This window comes from Richelia intracellularis HH01 (assembly GCF_000350105.1).
Classification (GTDB): Bacteria; Cyanobacteriota; Cyanobacteriia; order Cyanobacteriales; family Nostocaceae; genus Richelia; species Richelia intracellularis.
The window spans coordinates 25,200-47,152 of record NZ_CAIY01000067.1; the positions used below are offsets into that span (position 1 = coordinate 25,200).

12 protein-coding genes are annotated in these 21,953 nt (G+C 34.6%); 5 read left to right on the forward strand and 7 right to left on the reverse strand.

Annotated elements, in window-relative coordinates; genetic code table 11:
* Positions 1–1,137: 1,137 nt before the first annotated feature.
* Complete coding sequence (gene leuS, locus RINTHH_RS07370) at positions 1,138–3,708, reverse strand: leucine--tRNA ligase (protein ID WP_044304857.1); 2,571 nt, start codon at positions 3,706–3,708, stop codon at positions 1,138–1,140.
* A gap of 227 nt (positions 3,709–3,935) precedes the next feature.
* Between leuS and RINTHH_RS07375 the strand changes: the two genes are divergently transcribed.
* The 3 genes from RINTHH_RS07375 to RINTHH_RS10200 all read left to right on the forward strand — a co-directional run bounded on the left by RINTHH_RS07375 (position 3,936) and on the right by RINTHH_RS10200 (position 10,080).
* Positions 3,936–5,189 carry an aspartate aminotransferase family protein gene (locus tag RINTHH_RS07375; RefSeq protein WP_408005764.1) on the forward strand — a complete coding sequence of 418 codons (1,254 nt, stop codon included), beginning with the start codon at positions 3,936–3,938 and terminating at the stop codon, positions 5,187–5,189.
* 1,741 nt (positions 5,190–6,930) lie between these two features.
* Positions 6,931–9,048, forward strand: a complete 2,118-nt coding sequence (locus RINTHH_RS07380; RefSeq protein WP_008234883.1) for an S-layer homology domain-containing protein — start codon at positions 6,931–6,933, stop codon at positions 9,046–9,048.
* A 222-nt stretch (positions 9,049–9,270) separates the two neighbouring features.
* A complete protein-coding gene (locus tag RINTHH_RS10200; RefSeq protein WP_008234884.1) occupies positions 9,271–10,080 on the forward strand; it encodes a hypothetical protein in 810 nt (269 codons plus the stop codon).
* 122 nt (positions 10,081–10,202) lie between these two features.
* Here RINTHH_RS10200 and RINTHH_RS07390 read toward each other — a convergent pair whose 3' ends face one another.
* The 5 genes from RINTHH_RS07390 to RINTHH_RS07405 form a co-directional block, all read right to left on the reverse strand.
* Positions 10,203–11,825 carry an FAD-dependent thymidylate synthase gene (locus RINTHH_RS07390; protein WP_044304858.1) on the reverse strand — a complete coding sequence of 541 codons (1,623 nt, stop codon included), beginning with the start codon at positions 11,823–11,825 and terminating at the stop codon, positions 10,203–10,205.
* 134 nt (positions 11,826–11,959) lie between these two features.
* A complete protein-coding gene (gene dut, locus RINTHH_RS07395; RefSeq protein WP_008234887.1) occupies positions 11,960–12,424 on the reverse strand; it encodes a dUTP diphosphatase in 465 nt (154 codons plus the stop codon).
* Between the two features lie 822 nt (positions 12,425–13,246).
* On the reverse strand, positions 13,247–13,570 hold the full coding sequence (locus RINTHH_RS10205) for a hypothetical protein (protein ID WP_008234889.1): 324 nt from the start codon (positions 13,568–13,570) through the stop codon (positions 13,247–13,249).
* A 20-nt stretch (positions 13,571–13,590) separates the two neighbouring features.
* Positions 13,591–13,869: a DUF1049 domain-containing protein gene (locus RINTHH_RS10210; RefSeq protein ID WP_008234891.1), complete on the reverse strand. Its 279-nt coding sequence runs from the start codon at positions 13,867–13,869 to the stop codon at positions 13,591–13,593.
* Between the two features lie 344 nt (positions 13,870–14,213).
* Positions 14,214–16,586: a ribonuclease R family protein gene (locus tag RINTHH_RS07405; RefSeq protein WP_008234893.1), complete on the reverse strand. Its 2,373-nt coding sequence runs from the start codon at positions 16,584–16,586 to the stop codon at positions 14,214–14,216.
* Between the two features lie 893 nt (positions 16,587–17,479).
* Here RINTHH_RS07405 and RINTHH_RS07410 point away from each other — a divergent pair.
* Positions 17,480–18,256, forward strand: coding sequence for a P-loop NTPase family protein (locus tag RINTHH_RS07410; RefSeq protein WP_008234894.1), 777 nt, complete (start codon positions 17,480–17,482; stop codon positions 18,254–18,256).
* A 106-nt stretch (positions 18,257–18,362) separates the two neighbouring features.
* On the opposite strand, the gene clpP is transcribed toward RINTHH_RS07410, so the two are convergent.
* On the reverse strand, positions 18,363–18,968 hold the full coding sequence (gene clpP / locus RINTHH_RS07415; RefSeq protein WP_008234895.1) for an ATP-dependent Clp endopeptidase proteolytic subunit ClpP: 606 nt from the start codon (positions 18,966–18,968) through the stop codon (positions 18,363–18,365).
* Positions 18,969–20,139: 1,171 nt separating this feature from the next.
* Here clpP and ilvN point away from each other — a divergent pair.
* Positions 20,140–20,658: an acetolactate synthase small subunit gene (gene ilvN, locus RINTHH_RS07420; protein WP_044304865.1), complete on the forward strand. Its 519-nt coding sequence runs from the start codon at positions 20,140–20,142 to the stop codon at positions 20,656–20,658.
* Positions 20,659–21,953 lie beyond the last annotated feature (1,295 nt).

Sequence of the window (21,953 nt, forward strand, 5' to 3'; positions counted from 1 at the left end):
ATAAAACAAAAGTTATACTTATATTAATAAACCTTCGAGCCATTGTTGATAACATTCATCACTTTTCACAGATAATCAGAAATTTGTATTCAATACAAATATTGATTATGGAAAAAGCCTATGCAAATATTTTAACAATGATTCTTTGATATTATATACTTCAAATTTTTATCTACCATTTGATTTTCTACAACTATTATATATGAATATTATATAACTATTAAATAACATCAACTTAATATTCAATATATTTCAAAATAAATTCAAAATTTTACTCACCAACATTTTATACCTTATATTTTAGCTTTACCAATTAATTTAAGGAATATAAAATTATCAATATAGGGTATTATAGATTATTGAAATAATATCTTATTTTTTTATTAAGCCCAATAAAAATTATCAGAGTTAAAAACAAAAAATCAGGAAACCCTTGCCTTATGTTATTTTTGGAGTAAGCGACATTTGCCAATTTAATATACTAATAGATATATATTTTAGAATATAGATACTAATTAAGATAGAAAAAAATTGTCATATTCACGTTTGAATAATTTCAAATTCTACAGTTGGATTATGTAATACTGGTTAATAATAAGTATATTAATATTTATTTTAAATATATTTATTTTTTCGTTCTTGTTTTAATTTTTTTCTTCCCCTCATCAAAATTACTCCATTATCCCCTAACACAACACCACTTATATTTTTTTTAGACTAAAACAGTAACTAAAAGCAATGCTTGTAGGGTTTTTAACCTAGTTCACAAATCCTGATCTACTAGGTTACACAAGGGTCAGTTGATAAACTGTCACTCATAAGATTCCCCTAATTATTACAAAAACGATATTCTTACTTTGTGCAAGGAGTGATACCATTTCATAATCTGTTTGTCACGAATTATTTTCGTAGTACCCCAAAACCCTTAAGTATTGCGGATTTCTAATGTTGCACCAAACGAGTGATTGGTATTATTTTTTACTGGGAAGTGCTTGGAGCTAGAAATGCCTCAAGTGCTTTTTTGTGTTGTTTGTAAATTGATGAATAGAAAATAGTTAGTTTCACACTGAAACTTACTAATGAATAAATAGCGTTGATAGATATAGTTGTAAATCATATTGAGATAGTACTAACATTTTATCCAACAACGAAGTTGACTAACTTACCAGGAACAACAACCACCTTCTTGATTTCCCTGTCTTTGATATAACGTTGGGCAAGTTCTGACTCTCGGGCATATTTCTCTAAGGCTATTTTATCCAAATCTGCTGGTACTTTGATTACACCACGAGTTTTACCCATAATTTGAATTACCAGGGGTATTTGATCAGCAACTAAAGCCTCTGCTTTGTATTTGGCCCAAGTAGAAGAATGGACAGAGTCGCTGTTACCCAGCAAGTGCCACAACTCTTCAGTTATATGGGGTGCAAAGGGTGCTGATAATAATACCAAACTGCGAATTCCTTCTGCATAAACAGCTGAATCTTTACACTTGGCATCAGTGATAGCATTACTTAACTTCATCAGTTCGGAAATAGCAGTATTGAATTGATAACTACCCTCCAGATCCTTACTAATCTCTTTTATAGAAGTATGAATTGTCCGATGCAATTCTTTTTCCATTTGACTAATTTCTTTTGTCGTCACAGTATTTATACCGTTTTGTGTACAGATGAAATCTGTGACCAATCGCCATAAACGGTTTAAAAATCGGAATTGCCCTTCTACGTCTGCTTCACTCCATTCAAGGTCCTTTTCTGGTGGTGCTTTAAACAGAACAAACATTCGTGTTGTATCTGCACCATATTTGGCAATAACATCTTCCGGTGCAACACCATTACCTTTAGATTTGGACATAGTAGTATAAAGTTCTATTAATTCTTCTCCCGTTTCAGGATCACAAGGATATTCTGGATTAACTTCTGAAGAAGAGACCCACTTATCTTTACCAGACTTATTAGGGTTCACATAGGTTAAACCCTTTACCATTCCTTGGGTTAATAGGCACTTAAAAGGTTCATTAAAGCTAAATAGACCTCTATCTCGTAAGAATTTAGTAAGAAAGCGAGAATACAACAAATGCAAAATTGCGTGTTCAATTCCTCCTACATATTGGTCCACTGGTAACCAATCATTTATCTTCCCAGAATCAAATATCTGTTGTTTATTATGAGCATCAGGATAACGCAAGAAATACCAGAAGGAATCAAGAAAAGTATCCATAGTATCACTTTCTCGCTTAGCTGGAGTGCCACATCTAGGACAAGGGACATTTACCCAACTTTCTAACTTTGCTAGGGGTGAAGCACCGCGTCCAGAAAATTCCACATTCTCTGGTAATTTTACGGGCAAATCAGCATCAGGAACGGGAACTGCACCACAATTGGGGCAGTGAATAATAGGAATAGGTGTTCCCCAGTACCTTTGTCTGGAAATCAGCCAATCACGCAAACGATATTGCACCATTGCCTTTCCAATTCCTTGTGTTTCAGCAAATTCAATAATTGCCTGTTTTCCATGAACAGAATCCATTCCATCAAATTGATCAGAATTTGTTATTATTCCCGGTTCGGTGTAAGCAGCTGTCAACTCTACTGATAAATCTCCAGTTTCAGGGATAATCACCACCTTGATTGGTAAGTTCTGTTCTTTGGCAAACTTAAAATCTCTGGTGTCATGTGCTGGTACACCCATGACTGCACCCGTAACATGCTCATATATTACATAGTCAGCAATCCATATAGGAATTTCTTCACCTGTGAATGGGTTAATGGCCTTGCCACCAGTAGGAATACCTCGCTTAGGTTTATCATCTTTGGTGCGTTCTAGTTCACTTTCATTAATAACTTCTTGGATAAAAATTTCTACAACACTTTTTCTCTCTTCTGTGGTTACTTGTTTGATTAAGGGATGTTCTGGTGCCAGTACCAAATAACTTACTCCGTAAACTGTATCAGGACGGGTAGTGTAGACACCAATTTTCTGATACGTCCCAATAATAGGAAATTCTAAATAAGCTCCTGTAGATTTACCAATCCAGTTAGCTTGCATTAATTTCACCCTTTCTGGCCATTGCGGCAATTGTCCAAGGTCATTTAATAATTCCTCTGCATAGTGGGTAATTTGCAGAAACCATTGTTTTAACAATTTCCGTTCTACCTTTACACCAGAGCGAAAACCTCGTCCCTCACTATCAACTTGCTCATTTGCCAGCACTGTTTGATCCACGGGATCCCAGTTTACAGTAGCTTCTTTCTGGTAAGCTAAACCCGCATCAAAAAACTGCAAGAATATCCACTGTGTCCACTTATAATAATCATCAGAACAAGTAGCTAATTCTATATCCCAGTCTATAGATAAACCTAGACACTTTAATTGGGAGCGCATTTGATCAATATTTTGGTAAGTCCACTTAGCTGGATGTACTCCACGATCAATAGCAGCATTTTCTGCAGGTAAGCCAAATGCATCCCATCCCATGGGATGTAATACACGATAACCTTGCATGCGTTTGAGGCGGGCAATTACATCGGTAATCGTATAATTGCGGACATGACCCATGTGCAAGCTACCTGATGGGTAAGGGAACATGGAAAGGGCATAAAATTTGGGCTTTTGATGATCCATAGAAGTCCTATCAAAGCCATTCTCAGCCCATATTTTTTGCCATTTTTTCTCAATTTCTGCTGGATTATATCTGGAATCCACTGTGGAGAACTCCTAAACTTAAACATAAAATCTCTGTTGTTTCGTTATTTTGGCATATTCTTTAGAATTATTCTTATGTTCAGTTCCTTTATTTACGATTGTGACCAAGATGATCTAACCTGGGGAGTGGGGGCTTGTAAGTAATTTATGTCAGACTGTTAAACAGTCCTAAAACAAGAAATTTTAGGTGTCAAATTGTGAACAGAGAAATTTTTATACCAAAAACTATCAATTCTTCTGAATCAGTTGATGTGACTCCAACCCCTTTTGGGATGGATGATTTTGATAAAACTGTAATGTCTACCTATAGTCGCTTTCCCTTGGCTTTAGAAAAAAGTTTAGGTTGCAGAGTCTGGGACAGCACTGGAAAAGAATACCTGGACTTTGTTGCAGGAATTGCTACTTGCACTTTAGGACATGCCCACCCAGTAATGATTGAGGCAGTAACCAAACAAATTCAAAAACTACACCATGTTTCTAATCTCTACTACATACGAGAACAGGGAGAATTAGCTCAGTGGTTAGTAGAGCATTCCTGTGGTGATCGAGTTTTTTTCTGTAACTCTGGTGCAGAAGCTAACGAAAGTGCAATTAAACTAGTCCGAAAATATTCTCATACAGTTTTAAAAGTTAACAACCCAATTATTATCACTGCTAATGCGAGCTTTCATGGTAGGACCATAGCGACTATAACGGCTACTGGGCAACCAAAATATCACAAGAATTTTAACCCCTTAGTTCCAGGTTTCCACTATGTTCCATATAATAATATTGGGGCAATAGAAGCAGCAATAAGTGAATTAGATAAAGATGATTGTCGCGTTGTTGCTATTCTCTTAGAACCCTTACAAGGAGAAGGTGGAATACATCCCGGGAGTATCACTTATTTCCAGAAACTACGGCGTATTTGTGACACAACGGGGATTCTGTTGATTTTTGATGAAGTGCAAGCAGGAATGGGACGTACTGGCAAACTATGGGGTTACGAAAACCTTGGTGTGGAGCCAGATATATTTACCAGTGCTAAAGGACTGGGTGGTGGTATTCCTATCGGGGCATTAATATCGAAAAAGTTCTGTGATGTATTCGAACCAGGAGAACATGCTAGTACCTTTGGTGGTAATCCTTTCGTTTGTGGTGTTGCTTTAAGTGTTTGTCAAACACTAGAACGAGAAAATATTTTGGAAAATGTAGTGGAAAGAGGGGTGCAGTTAAAAACAGGTTTGCAGAGTATTGCAGCTAAATACCCCCAATATATAACTGAGGTGAGGGGTTGGGGTTTAATTGTTGGTATGGAATTATGCTCAAAGGTATCTTTATCTGCTGAGAATATTGTCATGGCAGCTATGGATGAGGGTTTATTATTAGTTACAGCAGGGCCAAAGGTGGTACGTTTTTTACCACCTTTGATTATCACAGAAGAAGAAGTAACCATAGCCCTACAAAAACTAGACAGGGTGATAACAAGCGTAACAAGGTAGTTAACCATTGCCAATAATGAAGGCAGAGGAGTAGTTATATTAGGACTTATCATCCATATTTAGAAATCCCTAATAACTAACCATATCGTTATTATCACTAGTAACTATGGACATGTCAAAATCAAATTCCTGAAAGCCGTAAGTTTGTTTTCCATACAAAAAATATGAAAGCTACAATATTGGACATTAGGGTTTTGAGTAGCCAGTCACATGTATATGAAATTGTTATTATTTCTATTAACCATATACCTGATTTAGCAATAATCAAATCAAGATAACTCTTAACTGACAATATAAAAAATAGCAACATAAGAATATCATGGGTTAGATAATTGCTGTTACCTGAATTAAGGGGAAGTTGGGAATTTATGGATGATTACTTTAAAGATGAAACAGTTGATACATTACCAATTATTAGATTGGAGAATATTAGTTCATATAATTTAGGTATTTTAGGAACCAAGTATGCATACCTAATATAGCTATTTATTAGTTTAATAAACATACAGTTTTGTGCTAGGAGATAGAAAACATAATGGTCTTTAGCTCACTTGAGGTTTTGATCATATTAGTACATTAAAGAAAATATAATCAAGACTCTTAACTGTTTAAATCTATTTTTTCAAATATATAAAGACCTGAATTTCCCGTAATATACTAGCTTTAATAAGCGAGAATAATCACTCAGAAATAAGAAATTAGTGTATGCTAGGCTAAAAAACAAGTCAACAAATAAAATCTAAAATGCTTATTGAGGCTAATTTTCATATAAGTCTTAGTTCTTTTTTTAACATTATAAAATTTATTTATTCGGAGTATATATTGACTAATTACTATATGTTTGTGATCCTGTACACAGATATGTTATCTTATGAAACCCTAATATCTGCATCTGCTTTTTTAATTGTATAAAACTATCTTCTTGGATGAGATACCACTGAGAGTAAAAACTAATTATCAATAAAATCTTAACTTTTAATATCCTTACTCTTTACTGTGACAAAGTACTCTCGGTTGAGATGATGCCCGTAAAATACCTTCAAATGAAATGTCTTCATAGCATAAGGAGAAATTATACTATATATTTTCGATTTCTTAGACACATTTACTGCTTAGTGTTTCCTAGTTGATAACTACATCATAAATTGTATGTAATATCAATCTTATCTCAGTATTATGGAATTAAAGCTAGAATAATTTACCCGTACCAATAATAAATGCAACAACTAACATACCAAAGTATAAACTTTTTAAGTCAAAATAATTATCTAAACCATGAATCAATTCATATACACAAACTTGATAAGATACTTTGAGTTTCTACACAAGTCACATAAGAAAGTTTAAGTCTGGCTATATTATACTCATATCCCATAATGGGATGCTTATTATTCATGGGAACTTATCTCTGTTTTCCATCTAATTCTCTTGTCTAGCATAATCTAATTGTATTTACTATTTTCATTCTAAATACTAATACTAAATCAAACTATTCCAAAAGTCCTAATGCTAGAAAACTACTTTATACATGATGATATTGATTGAATAAAACGTGCGCACAGAAATAATTCCCACTAGTAATGCTGACTTAGATTAAATCTTTGTATGAAATAGCAAACTGACAAGGAATTATATAGAACTCCATATTAAAACAGTATTATTACTATGTACTTAAAGTAGTAATTCCTTGTAAATAGGGAAAACTTCACAATATTATTCAGAACCAAACACTCATAACTCCATGGTGAACTCCACCCTAGTTACTACAATCTACGTTAACCCAATTATAGGGGATGATAATCACAGAGGTTCACACTTAAAACCCTACAAATCTATTTCCCAAGCTTTGGCAAAACAAGCAGCACCTATGATAATTCAGCTTGTTCCTGGAATATATAGCATCGATAGTGGTGAAAGATTCCCTCTGATAATACCCCAAGATGTAATAATAGTTGGGCATGAGATGACTAAAGGGAAAGATATTATCATTACTGGTAGTGGTAACTACAAGAGTCCCCTATTTGGTAAACAAAGTATTACCGTATTGATTCAGGAGAATGGTCAACTAATTGGGGTAACTGTTACTAATAATGGTGTTAAAGGTTCTGCCATATGGATTGAGTCGGCTAATGCTATCGTTTGTAATAATACTTTAAGGGAGTGTGGGCGGGAAGCAATTTTTATTTGTGGCCATGCAAAACCTCTAATTACAGATAATGTGTTTGTCAAAAATGCCAATTCTGGAATAGTATTGACCGGTCATGGCAAAGGTGAAATATTGAGAAACGTATTAGAAGATAGTGCCTTGGGTATTGCCATAAGTGGTTTTGCTGCCCCTTTAATTATGGATAATAAATTATCCACTAACCAAATAAGTATGGTGGTATCTGGTAATTCTTGCCCAGTTTTACGTCGAAATTTTATGACAGCAAATTCTCAAGGGGGTTTATTTGTTAGTGCCAGAGGAGTTCCTGATTTAGGCAATAGTCAAGACCCGGCAAGCAATATATTTCATCAAAATCAAGATTTTGATATTCAAAACCTTACGACACGACGAATTTTTTCAGCAGGAAATCAGTTGAATCCATCTCTAATTAAGGGTTTAGTAGAAATAGTCATAGTAGCAATAAACAAGAAAAATATAGCTATTACTAATACCAGCTTTTCAGATATTGGGGAACACTGGGCAAGAGATTTTATAGAAGCTCTAGTAAGTCGTGGTCTAGTGAATGGGTTTCCTGATGGTACATTCCGTCCAGACTTGCCCATGAGTCGTGCTCAATATGCAGCCATAATCACAAAAATTTTCCAACCTCCTAAAATAAACTTTACAAGTAATTTTACTGATATATCACCAGATTTTTGGGCTAACCAGGCAATCGCGCAAGCTACAAGCATGGGTTTTCTTTATGGATTCCCGGATGGAAGTTTTCGACCAAGACAAAATCTAACTAGAATTCAAGCTATTATTTCCATAGTGAATGGTTTAAAACTTAGTGGTGGTAATACCAAGGTTCTACTAGCTTGTAGTGATCGCGCACAAATTCCCAGTTATGCCACCAGCGCAGTAGCTATTGCCACCCAGAAAATGTTAATTTCCAATTACCCAGATACTTCCAAATTAGAACTGCTCAGGGATATTAAACGAGGCGAATTAGCAGCACTAGTTTATCAGGCTCTGGTATTGGAGGGGAAGGAAAAGCCAATTCCCTCCCCTTATATAGTCAGACCAGAGGAGATAGAAATCTCCTCTTTCAGCGACTTAACAGGGCACTGGGCAGAACCATTTATTAGAAGATTAACTAGCATGAATCTCACCCGTGGTTTTATTGATGGCACATACCAACCAGATAAACCCATGAATCGTGCTCAATACGCAGATTTGATTGCAGTGACATTTAATCCCAAGCCCAAGCGTAAAGTAGTTGATTTTTCAGATGTGCCTAAACCATTTTGGGCTTACAGTGCTATCCAAATGGCTGTTCAAGGGGGGTTTATTAGTGGTTCGTATTGCACTAACCCTCAGGGGTATAACCATTGTATTTTCCGTCCTCATGCTCCTTTGCAACGCTTACAGGTTCTTGTCTCTTTAGCAGATGGATTATTATTACCAATAGCCCATCCAGATGTTATGTTTTGCTACACCGACTATAGTAAAATTCCCAAATATGCCCAGGCAGCGGTTGCTGCAGCCACAGTAAAGAAGATAGCCGTCAGTTTTCCTAACCCAAAATTATTACAACCAAATAAGGTTGCTACTCGTGCTGAAGTAGTAGCTATGGTATATCAGGCACTGGTTGCTATTGGTCGTTTGCAGCCAATCAATTCCAATTATATTATTTCTACTCTTAATTATTAATCAGTGCAGTATACGACCATGTTAATACAGAACAAGCTAATAAGAATAATGTGACTATAAAATATAAGCCAAACTGCCAGAGTGTGGTAACACTAATTAAACGAACCATTTACATTTTTAGTATGAATTCTATCTTGGTGAGTTGCCTGAATATTCTATTATTTGCTAATCACAGTAATTAAGTTATTGCTTACAGCCCAAATATAACTATTGAGAAAAATAATGTTTGCGACTTTAAATACTTCTAAGAATTTAGTTAGGACCTTATTAATTGATTATAGTTTTGACCTAAATGGTTATATTACCGATGAGTTAATTGCCTGTTGGCACAATACATACCCCCTTAGTTGGCTGCATTTAGCAGTCATTGAAGCATTGTATCAGGGACGCTACAAGGCAATATCTGTAAGGCAAATATTAGCCATTTGGCATAAGAAAGGACAAGTTTGTTGTCATTTTAATCTGGAATTTGAAAATTTAATTTGCAGGCAGTTTACTGAAAAACTAACACCACCAACAGAAAAATCAAAGTTAAACAAGACCCCGAAATTACCCCAGAAGCAAAAACATCATTTATTGGCATTTTCTGATAATCAGATTGAAGTCAATGATTTTTCAGAAAAAACCACTGAATACTCTAAACAGCAGTCAATAGAAGAAATTCCACATTTCCCACCCTCATATGAAAGATATCGTTGTACAGCAAGCAACACCTCTAATACCATTAATACTGCACAATATGGAAGAATAGAGGACCCAGTAGTTTTTCACAATTCAAAAAATAATTTCCCTGATAATAGCAAAACCCACTTGTTAAGAATAGAAACTCACCCATCAATCCCAACCAGAGCAAAAACTAATGTTGCAGATTTACTTTTATGTCCAGATGATGTTACATCTCTAGCCCAGAAAAAAATAACTCATATTGAGTCCTGCAATTTAAGTTATCCCCCCATTTGTAAGTTTGTACCAGAACATAACAAACACTCATATTTACTTGCCTCTAAACTCAAAGCTATATCAACTGATTGAATATAAAAAATACATAATTAACTTTCTCTAACTAGAGACTTTAGAGCTTCTTCTGTGAGACTTTCAATATAAAAATGTGATTAATACGTTTACTGAAAAATAAATATTACTGATTAATATATTCACTGATTCTGTTGTCTCAACTTAATATCAATGCGTTTCTCTGATGGTAAACGTTCTAAGGTGTAATCGTTAATGTCTACAAATTTCATAGGGGCGGCTAAGCTAAAATGACATGCTTGAATTTGTTGATACATTTGCTGTGCAATTGTTCGATATGATGGATGCCCTTGACAATTACTACGTAATTCAATCAAGTGATATGCTTCTCTTAAGTTCAATTTAATTCGCCACTGTACCAGATAAGCAAAGGGAACAACATACTCAGAAGCATCAGGTAAATCTTTGGCAATTAACTCTGCAGTTTCTGCAGCACTTTCTAGTGATTGTTTGTAAGGATAAGCCAAATCTGTATCTATTAATTCTAGGGGAATGCTGTAACCATGACTTATAGAGAATCGTTGGCGCTCTTGAGTGAGTATTCGATGCCTTTGTAAATCTCGATAAGCACCAATATCCGCCAAAATATCAAAAGTGTAGTACACTTCTTCAAAAGCGCGTCCAGGCCGGTGTACTCTTGACTCCCTCTCTCCAACATAGGTTTTAATAATTGTCAATCTTTCTGATTCCTCCAACCCTGCTACATAGGCTTGCATCTGCTCAAAATTTAATTTGGAGTGGGGGTAAAGAATAGCTGCTACCACCTTAATTTCTGCTTGGGGATCATACTCTACTAATTGCACTATTGGTTTTGCCTGAAGTGTAGTCAAAGGGAAAGACGTAACTTGTATATTTCCTAATAGTTTTTGTGTGAGCAACTCAGTATTTTTGTGGTTTCTAGACAAATACTGGGCATATTTATTACCCTTATCAGTTTTGGCACGTTTGACAAAAGAAGGAATAACTATATCTAATTCTCGTTGCATATGTTGAGAAAGAGATTTCAATTCTCCATGAGGAGAAGCATTTAGTTTGACAAGCAAATATTCAAAAGCTCTACCATTGCCAAACAGACCTACATTAGTCAAAGTCGCCATGGGTAGTAAGCCTCGCAACAAATCTAAGGCTTTTGCATTAATTGCACTATTGTAAGCTCTTTCCGAAGTATCATCATCCCGTACTGTACAACCACGTAACCTTGCTATTAGAGGATTTAGTAATTTGGTGTAAGTATCAAACAAATTGTCTAGTGTTTTTTCATACAGTTGACTATAGCTGGAAGCCATAATAGATGGTTCTCGATAATACTGGTAATATCCATTAATTTTGCGGTTAAAAGGCACATACCTAGTAGACTTTTCTAAGGGAGAAATACCCAAACGACTATCTTCTAGAGCCTTGGCAGCAATATTGCTAATATTCTCACAAGCAATATGTGCACCTCCCAACTCTGCCACTGAATCATCTCCATAGCCAATTAACACACGGTCATAAAATTCTGCGGCTTTTTTAATTGATACTAGGTAATCACGAGCTCTATCTTCCTTATCAACTAAACTTACTTCTGTTGTAAGAATAAATTCATCTAATAGAATACGGCGTAGGCTTTTATTACTGCGGCTATAGCGAGAAAATAATGCTCCTTTTATCACTTCCGGCAAGTTATATAAACAAAAAACATCAGTGTCACAATTTGTGACAAATGAATCCAATAATAAATGTTCTGATTCAGTAAATAATGACATCCAAAAAAAATTAAACTTAATAACTACATTAAGAATTTAAACACTCAGAATCTTCACTTGTAAATCTTCCTATCCATGATGCAGATTATCCCTAATATGTTAAGGGTCCTAACAAACATATTGGCTAAGATTTATCAACCGTCAACATCAATAATGCCAGTAGAACCAAAGCCTTTACTACCACGCTGAGACCAACTCAACTCATCCACTTCCTGGAAAATTCCCTTTACTACAGGAGCAATAACTAATTGGGCAATTTTCATACCTGGAGTGATTTTAAAGTTTTCAGGACCAAGATTCAGCAAAATCACTTTGATTTCCCCTCGATAGCCAGAATCAATAGTTCCTGGAGTGTTAAGCACTGTAATCCCATTTTTTGAAGCTAAACCACTACGAGGCCGTACTTGTATCTCATATCCAAGAGGAACTTCTACAGATATTCCTGTGGATATGGCAAACCACTGCATGGGTTTTAGAGTATGTTCAGTAATAGCAACCAAATCTGCACCAGAGTCTCCAGGATGTTCATATTTGGGTATTTGTGCTGTGGGCGTAAGACATTTTACTTTTACTATCGTCTGACTATTAGAATTATTCATATTCAGATACTCATAAACACAGTACTAATCTTAAACCTACCAATTTTATGTTTCATCAACTAGTTTTGTATCCTGATATTGTTTACCTATGTTACACAAGAACTGATTGAGAAACCTCAAATTCTTCAGGATATTAGGGAGATATAAAGCTTAATAATAAAGATTAAACAACACCCAAAGCCGTTTATCTAATTAAAATAAGGTAAATTTGGTCTTGTCAATGATACTCAGTATATGGTCATCTGTTAGTAAGGTTTGTTTCATAAAAATAGTTTTAGTTTAGCTATATTAAATTGCAATTGCCGAATTTACCATTTATTACAAAATACTACGCATAAAAATCAACACGCTAAATTATAATTTTTGTTAAGCATATATAATTTATCGCTTCAGATGCAATTTCAGATTATGTGATAAGCACACCAGTCGACTTCTTAAGAATTTACCTTGAATTTAAATATATTAATGCAAACATATATTAATATAAATTATCTACATTAGTGCTTTATACCGAATTTGAATCATATACTTGCTATATAGTCTAGTCCTGAACTGTAAAACTACATAAGCTGCCTGAGATGAACTAAGAAGTTGTTATGCTTTTCTCAAATTATCCTGCAGTATAATTCCTGTTTGCACGAGTGCTCTCTGGTGATCGGGCAATCCTCTTGATAATTATACAGTCACGATTGAGTATTTGCTTTAGTAAAAATTCATTAAAATGAGGAGTTAAATAGAATAATGGTTTCAAACGGTACGAAAAATATGAGCCTGTATGTATTGTTAAAGTAGAATCCAAGGCAATCTCTCTTGAGAGCTTATCTATCTATGCCCATCTTCCTCATCTTCAAAAAAGCTCCAGTCATCTTCATCTTCATTTTTATTTGCTAATGGCATATTTGTCTGTGGTTGATGGGGGGGAATTATAACCCGGTAGTCAGCATCATAAATTGATTCTTTTTTATCCGAGTCGATATTTTTCACTTCACCAGGACCATAGGAATAGGAAGAATTTGAATGATGAACACTATTAGATGAAGGTAGATTTTCTTCATTCCGATATTCTTTTCGAATTTCTGCAGAATGATCTTTTGCTCTTTGTCTTATTGAGGATCCTTTAAAATCCCAATCATCACTTTCATTCACACCCCAATCACATTCATCCTCTATAAATCGGTTTGGTGAGTTTGCTTCTTTGATAGTTCTACTTCCAGTCTTGGTTTTAAATGGAACATCTGTACTTTTTTTTCATGACTGGCATGGTTATAGGTCGATGACTTTTTACTGATTAAATAACTAGAAAATTGATTTAAAGTACTGATTAACCAAGAGGTAAAAATGCCAGCACTAAGACTAAGAAGTATCCATATTGCTAATGGCAGAGGTTGAGTTTTCACTCCTAAAAATACCAGGGGTAGAGCTGGTAACCAATTTTGCAGTGACAAAATTGTAAGTATGAATGTAATTACCAATATTATAATTAAACGGTTTGTAGCCATAGAGTTTAAATCATAAATTTTAGGCTTGCCAATTTTCCAGGCATGCCATTTTCAATGGCATAAACAACTTTCTGGGAATAAAATCAAGGCTAAGACTTGGAACTTTAGGAATACTTTGTAATACTGAGACATAATTAGGGAATTGGAATCGTTGACTGATAATCTTTTGACTTTTTGTTGTTCGCTATTTTCCTAAGTATTAGTACTAAGGGGAATTATTTTTATGGGTAATTTACGTCCATATTGACATTTATATTAACCCATAATTCCCCACAGTAGATATCCATTAGCTATTCATCTTCAAGATATGACTCCAGCTCATCTGATTCCATATCTTGAGGAAAATAAGTATTACTTTCATTCTCATCATCATTCCCATCCAGAGCAATACCATCACCATCCAGAGCAACGCCATCAATACCAACAGTAACTAAATCTATCTGCTGGCGGTAGTAATCCACACTTTTGACCTGAACTGCAACGCGATCACCTAATCGATAGGAAGCGCGATTTTTTCTGCCAAACAATGCCTGTTGTCTAGCACGATATTCATACCAGTCATCCTTGAGAGAACTGACATGAACTAATCCTTCCACTCTCAAAGATACGTTTGTAGTTATTTGTACATCTTGGGTAGAAACTTCAATCTCTACGAAGAAACCATATGATTGTACTCCAGTAATTACACCATTGAAAATCTCACCGATGCGCTGTTTCATCAATGATGCTCTTTGTAAACCAGCTAAATCAGCTTCTGCTTCTTGAACTTCTTTTTCTCGATCATTGATTTGGGTAATTACCCGATTCAAATCACCTTGTAGTTCTTGCTGTAATTCTGGTGCAAGGACATTCCAATTTATTTCACCATGACAGGAAGAAGCCAAGAGCTTTACCCGTTCTTTAACCCTTGTATTACGGCGATCACGTCCATTCTTAATAATTATATGTAACACCCTTTGCATTAATAAATCTGAGTAGCGCCTTAAGGGTGCAGTAAAGTGTATATAACCTTCTGGCAATGCTAAACCAAAGTGAGAAGACTTAGTAGTATTATACAAAGATGGTTTAAGAGTATCTTGCAGAAGATAGGTCAGCACTTGTTCTGATGCAGATTCGGCAAAAATTTTAGTTAAGTGCTGATAATCTAGGGGTTGAATATCCATCTCCGGTTCTAAAGTTAAATCTATCCCTAAATTAATTGCTAGTTTGAGCATTTCTTGCACATCATCTATATCTGGAGACCCTTGAACCCTCCAAATTGCAGGTACACCCAAGGCATTAAATTGACTTGCAATTAATTGATTAATAAACAATACCAATTCTGTAATTAGTAGGCGTACTGGCGAATCATATTCTATTACACAGCCAAAAGTCCCCTCATCATAGTATGGATTTTGATTGGGTGGTAAGTTTAGCTGCAAACCACCACGGCTGAGATGTTGCTGGTGTAGGTAAGTAGAAAAATCTTGCAGCTGCTGAATTCTTTTGATTAGTTCAGAAGAGTTTTTAGTTGTTTTTGTTGTCTGATCTTTGATTGCAGCTTCTACATCTACTTCACTGATTAACTTATCTACTTTAATAACTGTAGGCTCAATCTCCCAACTAAGAACAGCTTGGGATTCAGGATCTATAGTAATCAAGACTGAAATTGCTAGGCAGTCCCTCTTAGGAACCAACGAGCAGCGTTCGCATAATACCTCTGGTAACATGGGTAATACTAGATCCCCCAAGTATACTGAACGACCACGTTTGATCGCTTCCCGATCTAACAATTCATCTGGTTGTACATAATGGGAAACATCAGCGATATGACAAACTAATAGAAGCTTTCCATCTGTTGTTTCCTCACAAGTCCAAGCATTTTCGACCATATCCCCATCACTTTGGGGTCTAGAAATGCTAAAAGTATATAATTCACGCAAATCTAGGCGTTCTTTTAAGTCTGCCTTTACTAGTTTCTTGGGTAGCTTAGAAGCTGTAGCTTCCACTGCGTCGGAAAATTGTCGAGAAAGATCGTGTTTGCATGTAACTAAATCTATGTCAGCAGCAGCTTCTGCATCACTCCCGAGAATTTGAACTACCCTACCCATAGGTGGATATTGGGCTAGAGGGTAACGCAAAACTTCCACATGGGCAAGATGATCTATTGAACTGGATAAATCAATGCTATCTTCTTGAATTTTTAACTCAAATAATAAGCGATCATCTAGAGGAACAGCACGAAAACCACCCTCTACCTGCTTGATGCGAGCTAATAGAGTATGGTTAGAACGCTCTACAATAAGTTTAACTTCTCCTTCCGGAGAACGACGACGGCTACCTTCCTTTAATATTTTAACTAATACACGATCACCATTCCAGGCATTACTTAGGTAACTTTCACGGATATAAATATCCTCTGCTCCTTCTAAATCTTGAATGGCAAAACAAAAGCCCTTACTAGAACAACGGAGTTTAGCTTCTATTAATTCCTCTTCTTCTAGTCGTCGATACTTACCTCTTTCTTTAGCTAGAAGACCTATTTGCTCAAGAACCTCTAGGGAAATTTGCAGTTTTTGTAAGTTTACTTCATCCTCACAACCAAGTTTTTTTTCTAAAAGTTTACGAGCTACCAATTTATAATCTGTGAAATTGGCAAGGAGTGTCGCGATTGAAAATTCCATGCGGTGAATCGACCTGTAGTCAAAACGTCATTGTTTTTGTTTAATTTGGGTTTTTTGCTATGTACTTCTACAAACTTCAACCTTCAAGTAACAAACCGGAATCTATATACCCTGAGATAGTAACTCCAGAATTTCAGGTTTTAATGGGTGCAGAAGTGAGCTGAAAGCAAAGAAAAGCTTATTAAACCAGGGTCATATATTTAGTTGTTTGAGTTATGCAAAATTATTACCAATTAGCTTTTGGAAAGTCATAGTAAATAGTGACTAATGTTACTTGGCAGAGGAAAGTATTAATTGTAGTACTATCTAGCAAGTTACTATAAATTACCTAATTTTTGGGAAGTTTTGAAAAATTTCTGTATCAATAATTCCCAGCAACACCAAAAATTACTTTAGGAAAAGCAGTTTTTGTAAATAATGTTTAATTCATCAAGTAGTTTTACTCCATATGTGGAACCTGCAATTACTAAGTCCATAGTATTATGTCGTAAGCAGTGAGGATTAATCTTTGTTTTTTTATTGTTATAGATTTAGATCACACTCACGAGAAAGAATTCTGAATAATACAATTGGCTAATTAGTATAGCATCGAGAATAAGCTGTTTATTATATTGATTGACTCCTACTCTATGCAGTCAAAACATAACTTGCCATTCAGGATATTACAATGCGCCTATGAAATGCCATAAATTATTAAGACTATTTATATAATTTATTCACATCAGAACCTAGACTTAATCAAAAGAGCTAGGGATATGTGTACAAATTCTCTAGGTCGTATGTACATAACTTTGTTATAGTTTACTTTCTATTGAAAGATATACCAAGAATTGCTAGTTAACAGATTAGCTAAATTCAGTTTTATCCCAGCAAACATTGATATTGGTAATTATATGATTTTGGCTCAGTTCCGAAGCTTGTATCCCACAGGTGCTCTCATAACCGAATTACTACAAATCAGCCATGGACAGTATATTGTTCGTGCAACTGTTAAAATAGAAGACGTAATTCGCTCTACAGGAATGGCTTCAGCACTGAATATAGAAGAAGCTGAAGATAAGTCAAGAGAAAGGGCACTAATGGTTTTGGGAATAACAAATACATCTTCCCTGATTGAAGACACATCTTTAAAAGAAATTACATCCACTTTGATCAAAGCTTCTTCTGAAGAGAATTCAACAATTATCAAGGAAGTCAATCCAGAATACTCAAATAAGGTTATAAATCAAACTAAATCGGAGATTCCAGATAATGTGTCTCAAACAGTGGAACCACTAGTAACATTACCTTTAGAGATTATTAGGGAAGCAACATCAGATCAAGCTAAGGAAAACGAGCCTGCTCTAGAAGAGAGAAGTCTCAATATTGCTTATAGTAATTCTTCCTCCCAAAATGGCAATGAGAAGTCTCGAGAAATTAAAACCATAAAAAAAAGCAAAGAATATGAACCCATAAACCAGTCTGACGATATTGCCAAAATCAGCGCGGAAATGCAACGTTTAGGTTGGACAATGGAGCAAGGCAGAGATTACTTAATCAAAACTTACGATAAGCGATCACGACACTTACTCTCACAAGAAGAGTTAAAAAACTTTTTAGAATACTTAGAGTCTCAGACTACGCTGATAGAAATACCGGATGAGATAGACGACCCCCTATCAGGATTTTAACTAGATAAAAAGCAGGGTGCGAGGAAGGGAAAGATAAGTAAACACTTAAACCTTACCTATTCCTTATTCTCTATTTATGCATTTATAAATTTCATTTGGTCTGCAATTAGACTACAACAATAGGACGACTACCAGAAGCATGGCGATCAATTACTTGGTCAATTAAACCATATTCTTTAGCCTCTTCCGGGGACATAAAAAAGTCTCTTTCTGTGTCTTTAGTAATCTGCTCAAGTGACTTCCCAGTATGTTCAGCCAAATATTCATTCAAGCGTTGTTTGTGATATAAAATTTCTCGTGCTTGGATTTCAATATCAGTAGCTTGACCTTGAGCACCTCCTAAAGGTTGATGAATCATAATCCGGGAGTGTGGTAGACTCATACGTTTACCTTTAGCACCTGCACTTAGGAGAAATGCGCCCATGCTAGCTGCTAATCCGATACAAATCGTACATACATCTGGACGAACTTGCTTCATAGTATCAAGCAAACCCATGCCAGCTGTAACTGAACCGCCAGGAGAATTTATATACATATATATATCTTTCTCAGAGTCTTCAGCGTCCAGGTACAGAAGCTGGGCAACAATTAAGTTGGCAACGTCGTCGTTAATTTGTTGTCCTAAAAAAACAATGCGTTCACGTAGCAATCGAGAGTAAATATCAAAGGCGCGTTCACCCCTACCAGATTGTTCAATTACTATAGGAATCATACTACCTGCTTATAGTTATCTTAAACATGCATTTTATCGATTTCAGAAGTTAATTGGTTTATTTTTAACAAAAAAGCTTTGTAAAACATACAATTTTGTATGAAAACGCCACAAAAAACGCAACTACATTCAAATATACAGTTTTATCCTACTATCAGGGCCAGGGTGACTATATACTCTCATTGCAATTTAGACAATACCATAATTCAAAGGATAATACAGGTAACAATTATAATTTTGTCTGTTGTTATGATTAACTTTGTCTTCTAAAGCAATAAGGCCACATTAAAAAGCAGATCGACTATGAATAATTATCACTCTTTTTATCAATTATTTGTAACATCACCTCGACAAGATGGAAATCCTTGATAGGAAAATAATTTTCAGAGGAGAATACAGGCAAACTCATCTTTGAGGGCTTACTTAACACCTATGGTATGGAAGAATTAGGTAATAATCATAAGACTGCTGAATGAGACCAGTTAGTATTTGATTGTGTAGGTAAGTAATTAGACAAAAAAGTTACCGACTTATATACAAGCATTATTACCAATCACTTAGTACACTTGGCTTTGATTAAAACTAATTTCTACTATCTAAATTTGGAAAAATTATCTTATGTGTAGCCCTATTCTAATTTGTGTTTAGAATGTAATGTTAGCTTGGCCTTATTAAGGATGAATTTTTTTAGTAATAGCAATTAATATACAAAAGTTATGGAATTAATTGCAATATGGCCAGAGCTAAAAGCAGGTAAAAGGATCACCTTTCCAAAAGAGTTGATTGAACAACATCCCGATTTTTTCGGAATTTTATATCAGTATGGACATTTTGAAATTCTTAACATTTAGTCATCATTAATTATGTCATGGTATCGTTAAAAGTTAAAATGCTCAGATTACATTTATAAAAATTCTTATTTTCTTGCTTTTTACTTACCCTCAGTGCTTTTCACTTAATTAAAATATTTTGTTCTCATTATGAACTTAAATATTTAGGATAGCCACAAGCTTCTCCCCTATTCATCCAGAAAATTTTGAAATAGTTACAGTATTTAAGTTTAGAATATAAAGATGTAAATCTGTACTTGAAATTAATAACGTTAGTCATAGCCATATGGCAATGAGCTGATGTCTCTACCACCATGCTCCCTAAATCTTCCATTGACAAGATGAAACATACTCTTTCCGTACTTGTAGAAGATGAATCGGGAGTTCTATCCCGTATTGCCAGTTTATTTGCCCGCCGTGGTTTTAATATTGAAAGCCTTGCAGTTGGACAAGCTGAACAGGAAGGTATATCTCGGATTACAATGGTTGTAACTGGTGATGCTCGCGTGATTGAGCAACTCAATAAACAGTTATATAAACTTATCAATGTCCTCAAAGTCAGTGATATTACTGACTCTCCTTGTGTAGAACGAGAGTTAATGCTGTTAAAAGTTAATGCAACTAGCAGTACCCGTTCGGAAATTGTGGAATTAGCGCAGATTTTTCGCGCACGGGTGGTAGATGTAGCAGAGGATTCTTTAACCCTTGAAGTTGTGGGCGATCCTGGGAAAATGGTAGCAATTGTACAAATATTGCAAAAATTTGGTTTACGAGAAATTGCTCGTACCGGGAGAATAGCTCTTATACGTGAATCTCGTGTTAATACAGAGTTTCTTAAATCGTTAGAAACAAAAGCTTAAATTTCTCTGAATGAGGCAGAAAACATAATCCTGGTGCTTTTTCCCTTACCGGCCTTTATCAGGGAATTTGCTTATTGAAGTTATTATGCTGCCGATCCAAGATGCAGACCTGGCATGAAAGCATTAGATTAGGTGGATTTCCAGACTTAAAGTAAGAGCAAATATATTTGCTAATTAACTTTTATTTAGAATAAATTATCTATTATCTAGGGTAAATTAATAGTAGTTAGTATATTACTTGGCAATAGCTAAAGTGCAGATATTAAAGGCATTTTCCCTATATGTTTATTACTTGGGTATTATTAATGCAATTAAAAAAATATTATATAGTTCAAAATACTTATAAAGTATAATAAACAGGTAGCCATTTTTATTATTTATTTTCTTAATTTTGCTTGTCCAAATGAGAACATAATTTATCAGAAATTCAAAGACTAAATAATCTATTTTCTAATCTCATACATGTAGAACCATTACAGGAGTAATTTTTGTCTTTAGCATAGTAATAAACTCCTATTTATCTTAGATTTACATATGTGATATAGGCACTTAAAATATAAGAATATATATGATATTACACTGGATATATAATCGCGAGTATCATAGATAAATTTATAGATATCTAACGAGATAACTCAGATGCCATATTGATATATGCCTCATATTAGATTTTTACCACTACCAGACTGTTAAATTGCAATTTAACATATTTACTCCATCTATATTTTGTCTATAAAATTAAATATCATATCAATATAAATTGCCTTAATATTAATAATTCTATAATATATTCTAAAAGTCGATATTAATTTTCATTATCAATGATAACAATAATAAATTATCGTAAAACAAACATATAATAAGCAAATTTAGCTGTTTAGAGTATGTTTAAGTTATTATCATAAGTAACTAAGTAACAAAATTATACTAGTCAAATAGCGATAATTGCAGATAATATACAAAATAAAAGGTCTCTGATATTTGCAATAAATATATCACGCATTGATTACTTCAAAAATGCGATCTAAGTATTAAACAAAGGAATATTAATATACTTTGCTGATTGCTATTAAAGGTTTATTTACATGTTATTAATAATGACGACTCATAGCTATTACCTCATAAGCTAATATAAACTATTTAGGTTATGGATAAATTTTATCTAGTAGCCTGTTATATTAAAATTTACTTCTGAAATTATCTATACCCATGAATAGTTTTTAAGCAAAGTTTTACACCCATTAATTTCTATAATTAATATTAATAGAAATAGCCTGAAGTAATAATTTCAATGA